The following is a 17167-nucleotide window of genomic DNA, read 5'->3' as shown; positions in this document are numbered from 1 at the left end:
GGATGCCTTTCGACCCGGGTACGGGCACGCCGAAGCCACCCGTCCGGGCACAGTCGTCGAAATCAGGAAATGTCAGCCGAAATCGACGAGCACAGGCGGTCCCCGCCTGCTGACCACGTGGCGCAGCACGGCCGACCGCAGCGCGGGCGGCTCAGCCGTACGGGCGGGAAGGAAAGGCGTCCACGCGGCGACAGGCCGGAACACCGCCAGCAGCCGCACCGCCAGCCGCCGCAGCACCGCCCAGAACAGCGCCTCACCCCGGGCCAGCCACAGCGCTGTCAGCCCGGTCGCCCACAGGTGCGCCACCAGCATGCCCAGCCCCGGCACCAGCCCCGAGTGGCCGTGCGCCGGCGCCTCGACCGGCGCGGCGGCGTGCGCCAGCGAGAACCCCACGTGCATGGCGACCTGCAACCCGCCCAGCAACGACAGGACGGCGCCGAACGAGCGTTCGCGCCCCGACAGGGGATAGGCCACCGCGAACGCCGCCACCAGCCCCCCGGCCAGGACGTCCGCCGACACCGTGCCCCCGCCGAACAGGTGCGCCCCCAGGCCCAGCGCGAGACACACCACGGCGAACACCGAGGTGCGCAGCAGGCGGAACGGCACGGACGCGGACACAGTGCCGCCATCATCCCACGCTTCGCGCCGCCCCTCCTGCCGGACTCCCGAATCCCGTGCCCGGCGGCCGATCGGCCGGGCGACTCAGCCGGCCCGGGCGTCAGCGCAGGGGGCGGAAGAAGGCGCGGATGTCGCGGGCGAGCAGGTCGGGCGTCTCCATGGCGGCGAAGTGGCCGCCCCGGTCGTACTCCGACCAGTGCGTGATGGAGCCGGCCGGGTCCATGATCGAGCGGATCGTGGTGTCCGCGGCGAAGACGGCCACCCCGGTCGGCGCGCCCTGCGGCTGTCCGGCGTCGGCGGCCGGTTGCCCCTGCTGGGCGGCGAAGGCGCGCCAGGCCCGCATCCCCTCGTGGACCGCGTGCGCGGTCGACGCCCCCGAGCCGGTGAACCAGTAGATGCTCACGTTGGTCAGGAGCTGGTCGAGATCGACCGCGTCCTCGGGCAGCGGGGCGGCGGGGTCCGTCCACTCCTGGAACTTCTCCACGATCCAGGCGAGCTGCCCGACCGGCGAGTCGTTCAGCCCGTAGGCGAGGGTCTGCGGCCGGGTCGCCTGCATCATCAGGTAGCCGACGCCGTCCTCGCGCAGCGCGTTGAAGCGCTCGGCCCGCGCCCGGTCGGCGCCCGTCAGCCCGTCCAGGTCGAGCGCCGGGCCGAACGGGTGCGCCGCCACCGTGCCGCTCAGGTGGGTGCCGAGCACCCGCCCCGGATCCACCATCGGCAGTATGCCGGTCACGCCGGAGCCGACGTCGGTGCCGTGGGCCGCGTACCGCTCGTAACCGAGCCGGCGCATCAGCTCCGCCCAGGCGCGCGCCACGCCGAAGAGGTCGAAGCCGCCGGGGCCGGTCGGGTTCGAGAAGCCGTAGCCCGGCAGCGAGGGGATCACCAGGTGGAAGGCGTCGGCGGGGTCGCCGCCGTGGGCGCCGGGATCGGTCAGCGGGCCCACGAGCTTCAGGTACTCCACCGGCGAGCTGGGCCAGCCGTGGGTGAGGAGCAGCGGCACCGCGCCGGGTTCGGGGGAGCGCACGTGGAAGAAGTGGATGGTCTGCCCGTCGATGACCGTCGTGAACTGCGGCACCTCGTTCAGCGCCGCCTCCCGCGCTCGCCAGTCGAAGCCGGTGGCCCAGTAGTCGGCCAGCTTCCTGAGGTAGCCGGTGGGGACGCCGCGGCTCCAGTCGTCGGCACCCGGCTGGGCGGGCCAGCGTGTGCCGGTCAGGCGGGACCTCAGGTCGTCCAGGTCGGCCTGGGGGATGTCGATGCGGAAGGGGCGGATGCCGCCGTCGTTTGCCATGTCCCCAAGGTAGGAAGCATCGCGGAAGACTTGGTTCCGCGATTGTCGCGGACCTACGCGCAGGCCGGCGCGGGGGCGGGACCCGGCTTGGTCAGGGCGAGGACGGCCAGCACGCCCAGGGCGCAGACGACGGGCACGGTCAGCCCCGCCTGGGCGCCGGCCGGCCAACCGGCGTCCAGCGAGCCGAGCAGCACCGTCCCCGTCACCGTGCCGCCCAGCACGCCCCCGGTCTCCTGCACCGTCCCCAGCACGCCCGCCGCCGCTCCGGCCCTGCCGGGGTGGACGCGGGCCAGGACGGCGGAGATCAGCGGCGACATCACCAGCCCCATCCCGGCGCCCGTCACGAGCAGCGCCCCCGCCACCCGGTACGGCACCGCGCCCACGCCCCCGACGGCGTGGTGCAGCGACGCGAGCCCCAGCACCAGCGTCACCGCCCCCGCCAGCGGCAACCGGTGCCCGAGCCGCCCCGCCAGCGACGCGGTGCGCAGGGAGGCGGCGAAGAACCCGGCGTTCAGCGCCGTGCACACCAGCCCGGCGGCCAGCGGCCCCAGCCGCAGCCCCTCCTGCAGGTAGAGCGCCAGCACGAACGACACGCCCGCCGAGCCGCCGAACAGCAGCGCCACGGCGGCGAGCCCCGACGCGAACCCCTTCGCCGCGAAGACGCCGAGGTCGAGCAGCGGCTGCTGCCCGCCCGCCGCCAGCCGCCGCTGCCGGCGGGTGAAGACGGCCAGCAGCGGCACCGAGGCGGCCAGGCACGGCCACGTCCACGCCGGCCAGCCCTGCTCGCGCCCCTGGACAAGGGGCAGCACGAGCGCCACCAGCCCGGCTGCGACCAGCACCGCCCCCGCCGTGTCCAGCCTGTCGGCGCGTCGTGGCACGGCCGGCACCGGGACCAGCCACGGTGTCAGGGCCAGGGCGGCCAGGCCGAGGGGCACGTTCGCCAGGAAGCAGGCCCGCCAGCCCAGCCCCATCGGGTCCGCCGCGACCAGCAGCCCGCCGATGGCCTGTCCGCCCACCCCGGCGAGGCCCACGGCTGTGCCGTACCAGCCGAAGGCCCGTGGCCGGTCCGCGCCCCGGTACAGCGCGCCGAGCAGCGTGAGGACCTGCGGCGCGAGCAGCGCGGCGGCCACCCCCTGCGCCGCCCGCGCCGCCACCAGCGCCGCCGGCGACGGTGCGGCCCCGCACGCCGCCGAGGCCAGCGTGAACGCGGCGAGTCCCACGACGAAGATCCGGCGCGGCCCGTACAGATCGCCCAGCCGCCCCGAGACCACGAGTCCCGCGGCGTACGCCAGCCCGTACGCAGCGATCACGAGCTGCGCCTCGGAGCCGCTCGCCGCCAGTCCCGCCCGGATCGACGGGATCGCCAGGTTGGCCACGAAGAAGTCCAACGTGGTCATGAAGACGGCGACCAGCACCACGGGCAGTGCCCACCAGCGGCTCGGTGACATGGAGGTACTCCAGGAAGGGGGAGGAGGGGACGACGAAGGGGGGAACACCGGACCGGCCCGTCCGGTTGACGTCGCCCCGAGAGAACCCTGGAGTGGGTCACTGACGAATTGCTGCGGATCAGCTATGGGTCACCGACAACGCAGGCATAATGGCCCGCAATGCCGATAATTCAGGATCTGTCGACATATGCCGCAGCGATCGCTCCGGTCGTCAACGCGGTCCACGTGAACGTGCACGCCGTGGCCCGCCGAGCGGTCACCGCCCACGCCGAAGCCGTCGGCCTGACCCCCGGACTCCTGCTCGACCTGCGCCATGTCCTGCCGCTGCGCCCGATCACCCGCCGCGCGCTGTCCGCCGTCCACCGGTACGGCAGCGCCGCCGAGCTGGACGCCGAGATCCACGAACACGTCGCGCAGGGCGCCCTGACCGTGGACGGCGAGGGCACGCTACGCCTCACGGCCAGGGGCATGGCGTTCATCGACGGCGTGTACGCCGCGCACGCCGACGCCACCCGGCGCGTCTGGGCCGCCCACGACCTGGAACCCCTCGCCGACCTCACCGGCAGGGTCCTGGACCGGGCCGGGAGCGATCCCGGGGCGGCCCTGGAGGTGATGGCGCCACCGTACGAGCCGGCGGGGACGCCCGCGGGGGTGCTGCTGTTCAACCGGGTGGCCGCGCTGCGCTACGACCGGGCCGACGCGCACGCCGCGGCCTGGGCGGCGGCGGGCCTGACCGCGGGCACGATCGTGGACCTGCAGCCGGGTCCGCTCCGCGACGCCATCGAGGACGACACCAACCACCGGGCCGCCCGGGCCTACGACCGGCTCTCCGGCGACGAACGCGAGACCCTGTTCGAAGGCCTCCTCGGGCTCGTCTGAAGATCCGCGGTTGGGCTTGCCGTGGCCCGCGACGGGCAGCAGAGTGGTGACTCTGCGCGTCGCCCCTTTCGGGGATCCCAAAGTTCGCAAATTGCCACCTTCAGGTAACCAGCGGCAAGGAGCACTATGGTCGAGTACCCCTGTGAGGAGGGTGCCGTGGAACGTGACCTGCCCGGCGGAGCGCGGCTGATCGTCGGGGTCGACGAGAGCCCCGCCTCGCGCTGGGCCCTGGCCTGGGCCATCGGCGCCGCCAGGCTGCACCGCATGCCGCTCGTCGCCGTGCACGTGAGCAGGGCGCCGGTCCACCCGTTCCCCGAGGCGCTGCCCGTGCAGAACGCCCTGCGGGCGGGGGAGGAGGCGCGCTGCAACGAGATCATCGCCGGCGTGTTCGACGACGTGGCGGGCGGGATGCCCGCCGACCTCGCCACGGTCGTGGTCGGCAAGGTCGGCGACCCCGGCTACCACCTCGTGGACCTGGCCAGGGAGGGCGACCTCCTCGTGCTCGGCCGCAGCAGGCGCGGGCTGCTCAGCCGCCTCCTGCTGCCCTCCACCAGCATGTACTGCGCGCGCCACGCCAAGGCCACGCTCGTCATCGTGCAGCAGCCCTCGCCGCCCGAGGACCCCGTCGACTCAGGCGAGCGCGCCAGACGCTTCTGGGGCCGGCGGCACCCCCAGCCGTAGCGACCCCAGCAGAAGCCGCAGCCCCGCGGGGATCGCCTCCTTCCGGATCGCGCCGTACCCGATGATCAGCCCGCTCCCCGCCGGGGGCCCGTCGTGGTACGCGGCGAGCGACTCCACCGCCAGGCCGGGCGCGGGCCGTACGGACACGCCTTCGGCCAGGCGCGCGCACAGGTGCAGGCCCGCGACCGAGGGCACCGGGCGCAGGCGCTCGTCGGCCGTGACCGCCTCGGTGATCACGGCGTGCCTGGCGGCGTACTCGCGGGTGGCCCTCCTGATGTGCCGCGACAGCAGGCCCTCGTCGATGAACCTGGCCAGGGCCGCCTGCGTCGGCAGCGCCCCGTGCCAGTCGGTGAGCTGCTTGGCGGCGCTCAGCGCGGGCACCAGCGACGCCGGCGCCACCAGGAACCCCAGGCGCAACGCCGGCAGCAGCGTCTTCGAGAACGACCCGACGTAGACCACCCGGCCGGCCCGGTCCAGGCTCTGCAGCGGCTCCAGCGGCCGGTCGCCGAAGCGGAACTCGCTGTCGTAGTCGTCCTCGATGATCACCGCCTGGCGCCGCTCGGCCCAGGCGAGCAGCGCCGCCCGGCGCGCCGGCGACATCGGCGTGCCCAGCGGGAACTGGTGCGACGGCGTCACGTACACCAGCCGGGCGGTGTTCGGCAGGGCGGAGACGTCGATGCCCTCGTCGTCCACCGGCACCCCGGCCACCCGCGCGCCGAGCGAGCGGAACAGCAGCCGCGCCGGCGGGTAGCCGGGCTCCTCGACGGCCACGCAGGCGCCCGGCTCGATCAGCACCCGTCCCACCAGGTCGAGCGCCTGCTGCGCGCCGCTCGTGATGAGCACGTCGCCGGCGCCCGCCCGCACCGAACGGCTGACGCCGACGTGCCGGGCGATCGCCTCGCGCAGGCCCTCGTGCCCCGCCGGGTCGCCGTACCCGCCGGTCACCGCGCTCACCCGCAGTTCCCGGGCCACCAGCCGGCGCCACGCCTCCATCGGGAACAGCCGCGGGTCCGGCACGCCCACCCGGAAGTCGTACGCCGCCGGAGCCGCCGGCGGCTGCGCCGGGGGCAGCGAACGCCACACGGCGCGCGGCTGCACCACCCCGCGCGGCGCCGCACGGCCCCGTACCGGTCCTGCCGCCACGAACGTCCCCGCGCCCGCCCGCCCCACCAGGAACCCGTCGGCCACCAGCCGGTCGTAGGCGACGGCGACCGTGTTGCGGGAGATCTCCAGCCGCCGGGCCAGCTCCCGGGTCGGCGGCAGCCGCTCGCCCGGCCGGAGCCGCCCGTCGAGGATCGCCTCCAGCAGCTGCCGGTAGACCTGTGCCGCCAGGTCACCGCGCCCGGACAGGGTCACGTGGACGTCCATGCTTGGCCCAATCATTTCGCCGGAAATTGGAGCTTATATCGGGACAACGGGGCTTCTAGGTTGGGGGCCATGACCGAACGCCTCAACCTCGGCGCCCTGGCCGCCGACGCCTACCGGGCCATGGCCGGCCTCGACCGCTACGTCGCCGAGGGCACGCTGCCCGCCCCCCTCCTCGAACTCGTCAGGCTGCGCGCCAGCCAGATCAACGGCTGTGTCTACTGCGTGGACATGCACAGCTCCGACGCCAAGCAGGCGGGCGAGAGCGACGCCAGGCTGCACGCCGTGTCCGTGTGGCGCGAGGCGCCCTTCTTCACCCCCCAGGAACGCGCCGCCCTGGCCTTCACCGAGGCCGCCACCAGGCTGTCCACCCACGACGTCACCGACGAGATCTGGCAGGAGGCGGCGGAGCACTTCGACGAGGGCCAGCTCGCCGCGCTCATCGTGGCCGTCGCCACCATCAACGCCTGGAACCGGATGGGAGTCGCCACCCGCATGACCCCCGCGTCGTACAAGGCCTGACCCTTGACCGGCGCACCCGGCGACACGCCCGCGCCCACCCCGGCCCGGACCGGACACGGCGCTCCCACGCCCGCCCCGGCCCCCACCGGGCACGGCGCTCCCACGCCCGCCCCGCATACCGCGGAGGACGGCGCTCCCGGTCCCGCGCCCGCGGATGGCGTTGCCTCCGCGCCCGCTGGGGGCGGTGTCTCCGCGTCCGCCGGTGGCGGTGTCTCCGCACCCGCCGGTTCGGCTCGGGTCGCGACGCGGGCGGAACGGACGCTCACCCTCGCCCAGCTCGCGAACTCCGTCGGCGACGGGGCCTATCTCGTCACCTCGGCCCTCTACTTCTCCCACGTCGTCGGACTGTCGGCCGCGCAGATCGGCTTCGGGCTGACGCTCGGCTGGGCCGTGGGGGCGTTCGCGGGCGTGCCGCTGGGTCACCTCGCCGACCGGCGCGGGCCGCGCGGCGTCGCCGTGCTGCTCGCCGTCGTCACGGCCACGGCGGTCGGGTCGTTCGTGTTCGTCCGGTCGTTCGGCATGTTCGTGGTGGTGGCCTGCCTGTACGGCGCCGCGCAGACCGGCCTGTCGGCCGCCCGGCAGGCCCTGCTCGCCGCTCTCGTGGAACCCGCCCGCCGTACCCGGGTACGCGCCGCCCTGCAGTCCACGCTGAACGGCGGCCTCGCGGCGGGCGCCGGGCTGGGCGGGCTCGCGCTGCACGTCGGCACCCGGGAGGCGTACCTGACGGTGTTCGCCGTGGACGTGGCCGGCTTCCTCCTCGCCGGCCTCGTCCTGCTGAGGCTGCCGGCTCTGACCCCCGCGCCGGTCGCCAAGGGCCCGCGCCTCGCCGTGCTGCGCGACCGGCCGTACGCGCTGGTGACGTTGATCAACACGGTGCTGCTCTGCTACATGCCGCTGCTCAGCGTGGTGGTGCCGCTCTGGATCACGTTGCGCACGCCGGCCCCGGCCTGGCTGGTCTCCGTGCTGTTCCTGGTGAACACGGCGGGGGTCCTGGCGTTCCAGGTGCGCGTCGCCCGGCGGGTGCGCGGCCTGGCGGACGCCGCCCGGTCGGTACGCCGGGCGGGTGCGCTCATGCTGCTGGCCTGCGTGGTGTTCGCGCTGTCGGCGGCCGGCGTGCCCGCCTGGCTCGCCGGCGCCGTCATCGTGGCCGCGGTGGTGCCCCAGGTGCTGGCCGAGATGCTGCTGGCCGCGGGATCCTGGGAGATCTCCTTCGGCCTAGCGCCGGAGGGCCGGCAGGGGCAGTACCAGGGATTCTTCGGCAGCGGAACCGCCGTGGCCAGGGCGCTGGGCCCGGCGCTGCTCACCACGGTGATCATCGGGTGGGGCGCCGCCGGCTGGCTGGTGGTCGGCGTGGTGTTCATGGCGGCCGGGGCCGCCATGGCGCCCGCGGTCCGCTGGGCCCGCCCTACCTGACCACCTCGTACCGGCCCTACCTGACCACCTCGTACCCCGCCTCCTCGACCGCCGCCACGACGTCGGCCTCCTGGACCGGTCCGTCGCTCTCCACGGTGAGCAGCCCGGTGGGGAGGTCCACCTCCACCGAGGTGACCCCGGCTACCTCCGAGACCTCCTCCTTGACGGAACTCACGCAATGGCCGCAGGTCATGCCTTTGACGGTGTAGGTTGCGGTGCTCATGAAGCTCTCCTTCCAGGTCACGCCGAGAACCCCAGGCTACACCGTACCCACCTAGGGTATCGATCCGGCTCCGGGGCCCGCCGGCCGCCATCGGAAGGAAGTCCGCGAGGCGCCGCGAATACCACCTCTCACCTGCGACTGCCTGACCATGCTTTGCACATTCCGTACATCTGACTCTTGCGCAACACAAGGACCGCAGCCATACCTTGCTAGGCTGCATGTCAACCGTTGGGTCTCACCCCGGCAGGTGAGGCCGTCGAGAAGTGGGGTCACACCGTGAAGAAGCTGCTTGTTCTGGCGCTGGTCGCCCTCGGGGGGCTGCTTGTCTGGCGCAAGGTGCAGGCTGATCGCGCCGAGCTCGATCTGTGGACCGAGGCCACCGGCAGCGACAACTGACCGCCTGGCGAGGCGATGAGTGACGTCGTCCCCATCAAGCTGGCGTGCCTGGACCTGGCCGGCACAACAGTCGGTGACATCGCCATGGTCGAGCGCGCGTTCGCTGAGGCGATCGCCACGCAGGGCATAGTCCCCGGGACCGGAGCGTACGCGCGTGCGATGGTTCACGTGCACCGGTCCCGGGGCTGTCCCAAGATCGATGTCTTCCGGGGGATCTTCCCCGGCAACGAGGTCCAGGCCCAGGCGGCGAACCTCACGTTCGAACGCTCCTACGAGGGCGCCCTCGAACGCGCGGGCCTCGTCGCCATGCCCGGAGTCATCGAGGTCCTCGACAAACTCCGCGGCTCCGGCATCCGGCTGGCCCTCATCACCGGCTTCAGCCGCACCACCCTGAGCCGCGTCCTGAGCGTCCTCGGCTGGGACGACAAGATCGACCTGGCCATCTCCCCCGAGGACGCGGGCGGCCGCGGCCGCCCCTGGCCCGACATGGTCCTGCACGCCGTCCTCCGCCTCGGCATCGAGGACGTCCGCCAGGTCGCCGTGATCGGCGACTCGGAGAGCGACATGCTCTGCGGCCGCCGCTCCGGCGCCTCCGTCGTGGCCGGCGTCATGACCGGCGTCCACAGCCGCGAACGCCTCCTCAAAGGCGGCGCCACCCACATCCTCGACTCGATCGCCGACTTCCCCAGCCTCGTCCTCAGCGACGACATGACCCCGCACCACACAACCGCTCCGGCCGGGTAAGCTATCTTCGATCGAAGGGGCCTTAGCTCAGCTGGCAGAGCGCCTGCTTTGCAAGCAGGATGTCAGCGGTTCGAATCCGCTAGGCTCCACCGCAGGTCAAAGGCCACTTCCCATGATCGGGAAGTGGCCTTTTCGCTCTCGTACAGCAGCGAAATACAGCTACGGCATCAACTGTTCTCCACACGTTCGCCTTGCTCCTGCGGGATCGGGAAGCCGTAGCGCTGTGAGATCTCCTTGAGGGCCTCGACGCAGGCTGACTGCACCGGTTCGTAGCCCGCGTCCGCGTATCCGATCTTCACGCTCGCCTACGGCTTGTTCGGACATGGACCTCGCCTCAAAGTCATCTCGTGCCAGCTGCAGAGGCCCCTGCGTCCCTTGGTGTCTGGGTCGTGATTCTTGGCCTCGAAGGGCTTCACCCAAATAATGACGTCAGCCATGGCGCTGACCTTACGAGCCGTTCGGCAGCGGAGGGGCGGATATCCGTTGATCGACAACGAAGGCCACCCCAAAAGGGATGGCCTTAGCTTTTGATCCTGTTGCTCCTACTGCTCCAGATGATCTCCCAGGCGCTTGAGTGCCCTACACGTCTCCTCCGAGGACACTTCGCTGTAGATGTTCATGGTCACGGAGATCTGTGAGTGGCGCAGGATCTGTATGGCGACGCGCGGGTGGACGTCGAGGGCGACGAGCAAGGACGCGCAGGTCTTGCGGGTTGCGTGGACGTGCACCTTACGCACTCCGGCTTTGTCGCAGGCGCCTGCGAAGCTGCGGCGGAAGTTGGACGGCTCCACCGGTCGGCCGCTGGCGGTGGTGAAGACGAGGCCGGTCTCGTGCCAGTTCTCGCCTGCTGCTTCGCGGGCGAGGTCGCGTGCCCGTTGACGGGCACGGAGCGCTGTTGTGACGATCTCGGGGAAAGGGAGCGTGGCGTCGGAGGCGTCGGTCTTGGTGCGGCGGTGCAGCAGCTTGCCGGTGACTCGCTGGAGTTGCCAGCCGATCGTCATCTCGGCGCGGTCGAGGTCGACGTCTTCCCAGCGCAGCCCGAGCGCTTCGCCGAGGCGGAGGCCAAGGAGGAGCACCAGGACGTAGGCCGGGTACATCGGGTCTTCCCGGCTGCGCGCGGACTCCAGGAACGTCCGTGCCTCTTCGACGGACCAGGGCTTGACCTTGCGCTTGCGGGGGACCGGCATCTTGATGTTGGCGGCGGCGTTGCGGGTCAGGTCTCTTCGCGGACGGCGTTGCTGAGTGCGGCGCGTAGCGTCATGTAGGCGTCGTGGACGGTCCACTCGGAGGGTGCCGACCGCGTTGCCGCGGTGTGGGGTGGCGGGGTAGAAGCGATGGCGGGCGTTCCTTGGTCGCCCGCGTGATCCCGCTCGGGAGTCTGATGTTGGGCTTGGGTGTCAGGCGTCGGGGAGATCGCCTGCTCCGTCCTGCTCGGTCAGGAAATAGACTGATTGGGAGACAACCTGCCCGCACGGATGCGGGTAGTTATCCGGCCCGTAGTACTCGTTCAGTTGGCGCCAGAACTCTTCTTCCGTAGAGGCCGCGCCGATGATCGGATCGCGATCGATCGCCGTTACCCACACCAACATTTCTTTCAAGCCCGGGCCGTCGAGTTCTTCCGCGACGGCCTATTGCAAGACGTTCATCAGCCGGGACTCGTGTTCACGGCGACATTCACGGGGCAATAGCCAGCGCTGCCACCAGGTCCGAAGGTGAATGGCCGCGGAATCGGCGAAATCCTCCGCCGCGTCTTCGGCTGTCTGATCGTAGTTCGGGTAGCTTGGCAGATTAACCCGGACCAGCAATTCATTCTGACATTTTTCGGCGCACGTGTACCGATATAACCGAAACTGTGTGACCTGGGCACCCATGGCTTGATCATAGTGGGATCTTCGAACCCGGACTTCGAAGGCCAAGTGAGTTCCGCTCAGCGGCACATCGTGTCGATGAGATCTGAGAAATGCGGGAACTCTGCTCGTGCGGCAGCCACGATCTGGGCGGGGGAACGACGGCGGCCGGGTGCGTGTCGGTCGGCGATGGTACGGAAGGCTTCGTTCGGATGTGCAGGGGAGTCAGGGTCCATGAACGCCTCAGCAGGGCCCAGACCGGCGGCGAACAGCCAGAGGAGGTCGCAGAGATCGCGGGCGATCACACCGCGCTCTCCCTCGGAACCGATGTAGACGACGGGCTGGTCGGTGATCGCCGCATCGGGCCGTACCAGCCAGAAGCCGGTGTAGTCACCCGCCCCCGTCGTGCCGAAGAAGCGGAACTCGCTGCCGTCGGCCTCTTCGTTGCCGGTCCACAGGCGGAACCACGACGCCGTCCGGTCGGGGGCCTCGAACTGGTGGTATAGCTCGAAGTCACAGTCGCGGGCCTCGTCGGCTTCCTCGTCCCATTCCCACTCGAAGCCGACCTCGGCCACCTCCGCCAGGGCAGTAGGCAATGCGAGATCATCAGACATGTTCGCCACCCCGAGCACTCGCCGGCCCAGCGAAGACTCGAAAGTGCTCCAGCACCTCACCGAGGTTCAGAGGGCCGCAAGCTCCTTCGAAGTGAGTGCCATCACTCCAGACGTGCACCCAGTCGTCTTCAGTGCGTTCCACCACCAGGCGATCTAGTAATGCGCCTGCGAGAGGCGTACTCAAAAGGTCGATTTTCAGGCGCCATCCCGGGTTGTCCAGGGTGTCGATCGTCACGCCGTAGCTATGCTCCCAGTCGCCATCGCAGTGGGAAGTGTACCAAGACTGAAGAAAGCCGAGCGCGTCGGTGATCATGTGAAGATTCTGTCAGCCGCGCCCATGCCGTGCCCGATGGGGTGGGAACAAGAGGGAACAGCGGCGAGTCACGGGAAATGCCATCAGCATGGTGAACTGCGTATTCGCAGGTCAGGCATGATCAGCATGCGTCTTTGAAACAGGATGTCAGCGGTTCGAAACCGCTAGGCTCCACCGCAGGTCAAAGGAAATTTGCCATGATCCGGGAGTGGCCTTTTCGCTCTCGTGAGCAGGAATCTTCCGTTAGCTGTCTGCGTCCATATTCCGCCTCCATCGCCGAAGGCGCCACATGGCTATAGGCCCGTAGCGATACCGCAGCACTGCCCGATCTCCATCGAGGATGAGCACCACGTTGCTGATCAGCGGACCGCCATAGCTGGGACGCAGGCGCAAGCGCAGCAACTTCATACGCACGATCGCCCAGATCCCCGCTCGGCCTTCGACCGCTTCCCAAGCCCTCACCAGGGTGGACCGCACCTCTTCGAAGCCCTGCAAGTGTTTCACCTCGCAGTACAGCTGAGGGAACTCGTCTGCGACCACCACCAACTCCGCGACCGGTTGACGTCCTCGCAGCAGGACGAAGGTCGTCCTATCCTCGTCACGCATCCACACCTCCTCGACCAATCGTCTCCAGCGAGGGCGCTCCGGCTCCGGGACTCCATCTGGAATCCCTGGCCCTGACCCGCTTTCCCCTCGGGCGGGTCGACGGTGGGGTCACGTTCACGGACGGGTGATCCGTCGGACGAGCATGCGCAGGTTCGAAACCCCATGCCATCCTGCGGCCATGCTGACAGGCGCGTTGAGGACGTGGTGCTTCAGAAAGGCGTGTTGCCGCTGTTGTGCGTCTCGTACCCTGACGGTCAGTCGATCATTTTGCGGGAGCTCATGAGTGGGTGCCATCAACGAGTATTACCGCGCCATGGATCGGGATGCCGCGATCGTGCACCCCGAGTGTCCGAGGGCCATCGACACGCCGGACGAGGGGCCCGCCTTCGACGCCGTGGACGCGGGGAAGGTCGACCCGGAGTACGAGTTCTGCAAGTTGGTCGCGCTCATCCTCGGTGAGCCGTACTCGGTCGACCTTGTCGGCCTCACCTTCCTGTACCCGCCTCCCGAAGGAGCACCGCAGAGCCCGGAGGAGGCGGACGCTCTCCCGGAGGGGTCGCCCTACCTCGAAGGGCCCGTGGTCGCCGAGTTCGCGGGGCGTGTCCGTGACGCCTTGGCCGGTGTCGAGAACGACCGTCTTCTGGCTCTGGCGGCTCAATGGTCGACGATCGAGGAGTTCGAGATCTACAGCGACACGGGCCCGCAGGACCTGCTACCTCTGATCGAGGAGCTCGTGGGGCTCGCGCGCCGGGCGAAGGAGCACGAGCAGCAGCTGTACTGCTGGATGGGCGGCTGGTAGGGCCATGCCTGTCGCGTCTTGGCCGCACGGCCGGGGGACGAACCTGGCGGGACTCGGGACGGGGCGTTCGTGCCATCAACGTGCCACCAGCTCTGGTGTTGTCCGGCCTGTGCGCGGGCGCTGGGCGCGTCGGCGATCCACTGGTCGGGGTCGCGGGTGGCGTGCAGGGAGATTGCCGTGATCCGGGTTCGTCCACTCTCGCGGATCTGGAACCGGTCGGACGGTAGCGTGCGGAGGTTGCCGAAACGCCGGTGGGCGTCCTTGTCCGCCATGACCCGGTGGCCGGCATTCCTCGGCGTCGTTAGCGTGGCCAGGTGCCCAGCTACGACGATCTTGTTGAAGACGCCCTGCACGCGTCCCTGAGCGGATGGGACTTCAGCCGGCTACGGGACCGAACGAGTGGCGGGAGCCCATCATGGCGATACGCCGAGCGGGCCTCAGCGCTTCTCTCGGCGGCACCGCGACTGCTTGACATCGACACCGGCGGCGGCGAAGTCCTCGCTTCCCTGGCTCCGCTGCCGCGGCACACTGTCGCGTTGGAGGCGTGGCCGCCCAACGTACCCGTCGCCGCCACGCGGCTTCGACCGCTCCGTGCGGCTGTGGTCGGTGGTACGGCGGATGCCGTCCCCCTGAGCGAAGCCGCTTTCGATCTCGTCCTCAACAGGCACGGCGCGTTGAACCCTGCCGAGACAGCCCGGGTCCTCGCCCCGGGTGGCCGGCTTCTCACCCAGCAGGTCGGCAGCCGCAACGACCTGGAGCTGAACGTCGCCCTCGGCGCACCTTCCCCCGATCCGGAGGCGTGGACGCTGGCCGTCGCAGTGGATCGCCTCCGCGACCACGGTTTCGATGTCGTGGACGCTCAGGAAGAGATGATCCCCTATGTCTTCCATGACATAGGGGCCGTGGTCTTCCACCTGCGAACCGTCCCGTGGCAGATTCGCGACTTCGATCCCGAACGCTATGGGCGGCCGCTGCGGAGCCTCCATGAGCGGATCCGCTCAGCGGGCGCGTTCACCGCTCGGAACCACCGCTTCCTCATCGAGGCCGTACTGCCCGGCAGCTGATGGGGAAGCATCCGGCGCGGCGCAAGGGCGCCGGGATGTTCGCCGGCTGGGCGCCATCTGGCTACAGGTGTGGCGCAGGGGCGGGGCCGTCCACGATCATGGCGCGTGTGGCGGTACTTCGACTACTGGCGGTCGGCCTTCTCGCAGGCGGCGTCATGGTGATCCCGTTGTCGTGGGCTCAGCGTGGCGGCGACGTCGAGGAGATTCGTGTCGCGGTCCTGGTCGGCCTGGACCTGGGCCAGCTCGTCACGGTCCCTCTCGGGCTACTGGTGGGCACCGTGCTGGTCGCGAGGAAGGCTTGGACGCGTCCTCCCGGCTACCTTCTCGCTGCGGTCACGATCGCGTTCGGCGTGATCGTCGCGACGCAGGCGTGGGCGACGACGACCTGGGCCGAGGGACGACCTTCCGGGACCGGGGACCCGGACGCCGAACTGGTCCTCGGCATGCTGAACGTTCTCGCGGGCGCGTTCACCACCCTCGTCGGCGGCGCCATCGCCTTGTTCCGGTGGTCCGGATGGGAGGGGCACGTGGCGTCGGCACGGCAGACGTCCGTTCGCGGGGACCGCAGGGGGAGACGTAAGCCTCCCCATGTCAGCTGACATTTCCCGTGATCGTCGGCCTCGCCTCTCAGGTGGGGTGGCCCGGACGAAGTCCGGCCGCCGGGCCGTCGCGGTGTTCAAGGAGGGGGAGCCGCGCGGCCGAGGCGGTCCCAGACCAGGCGCCGGTGTTCCGCTGACAGGCCCTGGTCCCGCATGGCCCGGTGCAACAGGTCGGCATCGCACTCGTGTGCGGTCAGGTGGTCGAGGAGGGGTTCGTAGCGGTCGGCCCGGTTCCGTACGAGCTCGGTCGCCAGCCGGAGTTCCAGACGAACCGCGGGCACCCGGTGCGAGCCGCACGCGACCCACACGTGGTGCTGCCACGGGCCGCGGCCGACGCATTCCATCGCGTCCGAGTCGACCTGCCTCTCGACGGTGCTCATCTCCACCTTGACGCCGCGCACCTCGTACCTGGTGAAGTACTGCGAGGACTCCGGCAGCCACGAGGCGGCATGAAGGCAGGGGTACGAGGCGAGCGCGGCAGCGAACGCGTCCACGTCCTCCCGCCGCGCCGCCAGCAGGTCGATGTCCCCGGCAGGTAGGTGAACGCCCTGGAGGAGGGCCGCGCTCGTGCCGCCCAGGCGGTAGGCGTGGTCGGCGCCCGCGGCCCGCAGGGTGGTGAGCACCGTGTCCAGCGTCGCAGTGACGTCCGCCACTCGGAGATACGTTCCACCGTTGTCCATGGCGCGCAGCTTAGGAGCATGGAGCCGCCGCGTGTCAGGGCCGCCGGACGAGTTGACCGGGCGGCCGGAGCACGGTGCTGGCCGGCAGGCGGCATCGCCGCGTCCGCCTGAAATGCGGCGTTCGGGGTAGCTGTGCACCCATGTCCCCCACTGTGGCCGTCGTCGCGCACCGGAAGAAGAATCTCGGCGCAGGTCTGGACAGACTGCGCGTGCTCATCGCCGAAGAAGGCGTCAGCGAACTGCACTGGTACGAGGTGTCCAAGAGCAGGAAGGCGCCCAAGAAGGTCCGCCGAGCGCTGGAGCGGGGCGCCGACCTGGTGTTCGTCTGGGGTGGCGACGGCATGGTGCAGCGCTGCGCCGACGAGATGGCCGACTCCGGCGTGCCGATGGCCGTGCTCCCGGCGGGGACGGCCAACCTGTTCGCCGCGAACCTGGGCATCCCAGCCGACCTCGACGAGGCGGTGCGGATCGGCTTCCACGGACGGCGGGAGAAGCTGGACCTGGGGGTGCTCAACGGCGAGCACTTCGCCGTGATGGCGGGGGCCGGGTTCGAGGCCGACATGATCGCCGACGCCGACGGGCAGGCCAAGAAGCGGCTCGGGAAGCTCAGCTACGTCAGGGCGGCCGTCCGGCACGTCGGGGGACCGCTGGTGCCGATGAAGATCAAGATTGACGGGACGCTCTGGTTCGACGGGCGGGCGAGCTGCCTGCTGCTGGGCAACGTGAGCAGGATCGCGGGCGGCGTCGCCGCCTTCGACGACGCGCGGCCTGACGACGGCTGGCTGGAGGTCGGCGTCTCCACCGCCAAGGGGCCGGTCCAGTGGGCGCGGGTGATCGGCAGGATGGCCCTCGGACGCTCCGACGGCTCGCCGTTCGTCCGCGTCACCCGGGCCAGGAAGGTGTCGGCCCGGTTCGGGATCCCGCTGACGTACGAACTCGACGGCGGAGAACGCGAGCCCACCACCCGGATCAAGGCCAAGGCCGCGGCGGGCGCGCTTGTGGTCTGCCTGCCGCCCGCCGACGGGAACGGAGAGGACGCGCCGACGGGTCGATGATCGACGACTTGTG

At 70.6% G+C, this 17167-nt stretch carries 22 protein-coding genes and 1 tRNA gene; 11 read left to right on the top strand and 12 right to left on the bottom strand.

The features are described from left to right. Nucleotides 1-72: 72 nt before the first annotated feature. The 3 genes from CXR44_RS19435 to CXR44_RS19425 form a co-directional block, all read right to left on the bottom strand. Nucleotides 73-618: an MFS transporter gene (locus CXR44_RS19435; RefSeq protein ID WP_245899272.1), complete on the bottom strand. Its 546-nt coding sequence runs from the start codon at nucleotides 616-618 to the stop codon at nucleotides 73-75. Between the two features lie 100 nt (nucleotides 619-718). Continuing rightward, the gene (locus tag CXR44_RS19430) at nucleotides 719-1906 is read right to left on the bottom strand and encodes an epoxide hydrolase family protein (protein WP_101787495.1); all 1188 of its coding nucleotides are present in this window, start codon (nucleotides 1904-1906) and stop codon (nucleotides 719-721) included. A 53-nt stretch (nucleotides 1907-1959) separates the two neighbouring features. After that, a complete protein-coding gene (locus CXR44_RS19425) occupies nucleotides 1960-3354 on the bottom strand; it encodes an MFS transporter (RefSeq protein ID WP_101787494.1) in 1395 nt (464 codons plus the stop codon). Nucleotides 3355-3513: 159 nt separating this feature from the next. Here CXR44_RS19425 and CXR44_RS19420 point away from each other — a divergent pair, with 159 nt between their 5' ends. Both CXR44_RS19420 and CXR44_RS19415 read left to right on the top strand, forming a co-directional pair. Next, a complete protein-coding gene (locus CXR44_RS19420; RefSeq protein WP_144070016.1) occupies nucleotides 3514-4233 on the top strand; it encodes a hypothetical protein in 720 nt (239 codons plus the stop codon). Nucleotides 4234-4389: 156 nt separating this feature from the next. Further along, entirely contained in the window at nucleotides 4390-4914 is a 525-nt protein-coding gene (locus tag CXR44_RS19415; protein ID WP_219601913.1) for a universal stress protein, read from the top strand. On the opposite strand, the gene pdxR is transcribed toward CXR44_RS19415, so the two are convergent. Beyond that, nucleotides 4864-6282: a MocR-like pyridoxine biosynthesis transcription factor PdxR gene (gene pdxR, locus CXR44_RS19410; protein WP_101787491.1), complete on the bottom strand. Its 1419-nt coding sequence runs from the start codon at nucleotides 6280-6282 to the stop codon at nucleotides 4864-4866. The genes CXR44_RS19415 and pdxR overlap by 51 nt on opposite strands. Nucleotides 6283-6351: 69 nt before the next feature. Here pdxR and CXR44_RS19405 point away from each other — a divergent pair, with 69 nt between their 5' ends. Together CXR44_RS19405 and CXR44_RS19400 are read left to right on the top strand one after the other, a co-directional pair. Continuing rightward, the gene (locus tag CXR44_RS19405) at nucleotides 6352-6801 is read left to right on the top strand and encodes a carboxymuconolactone decarboxylase family protein (protein WP_101787490.1); all 450 of its coding nucleotides are present in this window, start codon (nucleotides 6352-6354) and stop codon (nucleotides 6799-6801) included. Between the two features lie 3 nt (nucleotides 6802-6804). After that, entirely contained in the window at nucleotides 6805-8214 is a 1410-nt protein-coding gene (locus tag CXR44_RS19400) for an MFS transporter (RefSeq protein ID WP_101787489.1), read from the top strand. 16 nt (nucleotides 8215-8230) lie between these two features. Here the strand turns inward: CXR44_RS19400 and CXR44_RS19395 are convergent, their stop codons facing one another. After that, a complete protein-coding gene (locus CXR44_RS19395; RefSeq protein WP_101787709.1) occupies nucleotides 8231-8437 on the bottom strand; it encodes a heavy-metal-associated domain-containing protein in 207 nt (68 codons plus the stop codon). A 276-nt stretch (nucleotides 8438-8713) separates the two neighbouring features. On the opposite strand from CXR44_RS19395, the gene CXR44_RS40200 reads away from it, so the two are divergent. From CXR44_RS40200 to CXR44_RS19385, 3 genes are all read left to right on the top strand, one after another. After that, nucleotides 8714-8833: a DLW-39 family protein gene (locus tag CXR44_RS40200; RefSeq protein ID WP_218061633.1), complete on the top strand. Its 120-nt coding sequence runs from the start codon at nucleotides 8714-8716 to the stop codon at nucleotides 8831-8833. Nucleotides 8834-8848: 15 nt separating this feature from the next. Further along, a complete protein-coding gene (locus CXR44_RS19390) occupies nucleotides 8849-9577 on the top strand; it encodes an HAD-IA family hydrolase (RefSeq protein ID WP_101787488.1) in 729 nt (242 codons plus the stop codon). A gap of 16 nt (nucleotides 9578-9593) precedes the next feature. Beyond that, nucleotides 9594-9666 (top strand) — tRNA-Ala (locus tag CXR44_RS19385). Between the two features lie 78 nt (nucleotides 9667-9744). On the opposite strand, the gene CXR44_RS41715 is transcribed toward CXR44_RS19385, so the two are convergent. The 6 genes from CXR44_RS41715 to CXR44_RS19360 all read right to left on the bottom strand — a co-directional run bounded on the left by CXR44_RS41715 (nucleotide 9745) and on the right by CXR44_RS19360 (nucleotide 12957). After that, nucleotides 9745-9876 carry a hypothetical protein gene (locus CXR44_RS41715; RefSeq protein WP_281260288.1) on the bottom strand — a complete coding sequence of 44 codons (132 nt, stop codon included), beginning with the start codon at nucleotides 9874-9876 and terminating at the stop codon, nucleotides 9745-9747. A gap of 243 nt (nucleotides 9877-10119) precedes the next feature. After that, complete coding sequence (locus tag CXR44_RS19380; protein WP_219601912.1) at nucleotides 10120-10764, bottom strand: tyrosine-type recombinase/integrase; 645 nt, start codon at nucleotides 10762-10764, stop codon at nucleotides 10120-10122. A 210-nt stretch (nucleotides 10765-10974) separates the two neighbouring features. Continuing rightward, entirely contained in the window at nucleotides 10975-11175 is a 201-nt protein-coding gene (locus CXR44_RS19375; RefSeq protein ID WP_144070015.1) for a hypothetical protein, read from the bottom strand. A gap of 329 nt (nucleotides 11176-11504) precedes the next feature. Continuing rightward, nucleotides 11505-12038, bottom strand: a complete 534-nt coding sequence (locus tag CXR44_RS19370; protein WP_245899271.1) for an SMI1/KNR4 family protein — start codon at nucleotides 12036-12038, stop codon at nucleotides 11505-11507. Continuing rightward, the gene (locus tag CXR44_RS19365; protein WP_101787486.1) at nucleotides 12031-12351 is read right to left on the bottom strand and encodes an immunity 53 family protein; all 321 of its coding nucleotides are present in this window, start codon (nucleotides 12349-12351) and stop codon (nucleotides 12031-12033) included. Before CXR44_RS19365 ends, CXR44_RS19370 begins: the two co-directional genes overlap by 8 nt. Nucleotides 12352-12594: 243 nt before the next feature. After that, nucleotides 12595-12957, bottom strand: a complete 363-nt coding sequence (locus CXR44_RS19360) for a hypothetical protein (RefSeq protein WP_144070014.1) — start codon at nucleotides 12955-12957, stop codon at nucleotides 12595-12597. Between the two features lie 283 nt (nucleotides 12958-13240). On the opposite strand from CXR44_RS19360, the gene CXR44_RS19355 reads away from it, so the two are divergent. The 3 genes from CXR44_RS19355 to CXR44_RS19345 all read left to right on the top strand — a co-directional run bounded on the left by CXR44_RS19355 (nucleotide 13241) and on the right by CXR44_RS19345 (nucleotide 15419). After that, complete coding sequence (locus CXR44_RS19355) at nucleotides 13241-13756, top strand: hypothetical protein (protein WP_101787484.1); 516 nt, start codon at nucleotides 13241-13243, stop codon at nucleotides 13754-13756. A gap of 314 nt (nucleotides 13757-14070) precedes the next feature. Further along, nucleotides 14071-14820 (top strand): class I SAM-dependent methyltransferase, encoded by a 750-nt coding sequence (locus CXR44_RS19350; protein ID WP_101787483.1) that lies wholly within the window; start codon nucleotides 14071-14073, stop codon nucleotides 14818-14820. A 107-nt stretch (nucleotides 14821-14927) separates the two neighbouring features. After that, nucleotides 14928-15419: a hypothetical protein gene (locus CXR44_RS19345; protein ID WP_144070013.1), complete on the top strand. Its 492-nt coding sequence runs from the start codon at nucleotides 14928-14930 to the stop codon at nucleotides 15417-15419. Between the two features lie 77 nt (nucleotides 15420-15496). Here CXR44_RS19345 and CXR44_RS19340 read toward each other — a convergent pair whose 3' ends face one another. Then, nucleotides 15497-16099: a hypothetical protein gene (locus CXR44_RS19340; protein ID WP_144070012.1), complete on the bottom strand. Its 603-nt coding sequence runs from the start codon at nucleotides 16097-16099 to the stop codon at nucleotides 15497-15499. Between the two features lie 140 nt (nucleotides 16100-16239). Here CXR44_RS19340 and CXR44_RS19335 point away from each other — a divergent pair, with 140 nt between their 5' ends. Beyond that, nucleotides 16240-17154, top strand: a complete 915-nt coding sequence (locus CXR44_RS19335; protein WP_101787480.1) for a diacylglycerol/lipid kinase family protein — start codon at nucleotides 16240-16242, stop codon at nucleotides 17152-17154. The last annotated feature ends 13 nt before the right edge of the window (nucleotides 17155-17167 follow it).

The organism is Nonomuraea indica (assembly GCF_002850745.1).
Taxonomy (GTDB): Bacteria; Actinomycetota; Actinomycetes; order Streptosporangiales; family Streptosporangiaceae; genus Nonomuraea; species Nonomuraea indica.
This window is presented reverse-complemented; position numbering and strand designations above follow the sequence as displayed.

What these genes read in the sequence shown, in the direction of transcription:
- CXR44_RS19430 (WP_101787495.1), bottom strand. Translation starts at nt 1,906, where the DNA reads ATGGCAAACGACGGCGGCATCCGCCCCTTCCGCATCGACATCCCCCAG.
- CXR44_RS19425 (WP_101787494.1), bottom strand. Translation starts at nt 3,354, where the DNA reads ATGTCACCGAGCCGCTGGTGGGCACTGCCCGTGGTGCTGGTCGCCGTC.
- CXR44_RS19420 (WP_144070016.1), top strand. Translation starts at nt 3,514, where the DNA reads ATGCCGATAATTCAGGATCTGTCGACATATGCCGCAGCGATCGCTCCG.
- pdxR (WP_101787491.1), bottom strand. Translation starts at nt 6,282, where the DNA reads ATGGACGTCCACGTGACCCTGTCCGGGCGCGGTGACCTGGCGGCACAG.
- CXR44_RS19405 (WP_101787490.1), top strand. Translation starts at nt 6,352, where the DNA reads ATGACCGAACGCCTCAACCTCGGCGCCCTGGCCGCCGACGCCTACCGG.
- CXR44_RS19395 (WP_101787709.1), bottom strand. Translation starts at nt 8,437, where the DNA reads ATGAGCACCGCAACCTACACCGTCAAAGGCATGACCTGCGGCCATTGC.
- CXR44_RS19390 (WP_101787488.1), top strand. Translation starts at nt 8,849, where the DNA reads ATGAGTGACGTCGTCCCCATCAAGCTGGCGTGCCTGGACCTGGCCGGC.
- CXR44_RS19380 (WP_219601912.1), bottom strand. Translation starts at nt 10,764, where the DNA reads ATGCCGGTCCCCCGCAAGCGCAAGGTCAAGCCCTGGTCCGTCGAAGAG.
- CXR44_RS19370 (WP_245899271.1), bottom strand. Translation starts at nt 12,038, where the DNA reads ATGTCTGATGATCTCGCATTGCCTACTGCCCTGGCGGAGGTGGCCGAG.
- CXR44_RS19365 (WP_101787486.1), bottom strand. Translation starts at nt 12,351, where the DNA reads ATGATCACCGACGCGCTCGGCTTTCTTCAGTCTTGGTACACTTCCCAC.
- CXR44_RS19360 (WP_144070014.1), bottom strand. Translation starts at nt 12,957, where the DNA reads ATGCGTGACGAGGATAGGACGACCTTCGTCCTGCTGCGAGGACGTCAA.
- CXR44_RS19340 (WP_144070012.1), bottom strand. Translation starts at nt 16,099, where the DNA reads ATGGACAACGGTGGAACGTATCTCCGAGTGGCGGACGTCACTGCGACG.
- CXR44_RS19335 (WP_101787480.1), top strand. Translation starts at nt 16,240, where the DNA reads ATGTCCCCCACTGTGGCCGTCGTCGCGCACCGGAAGAAGAATCTCGGC.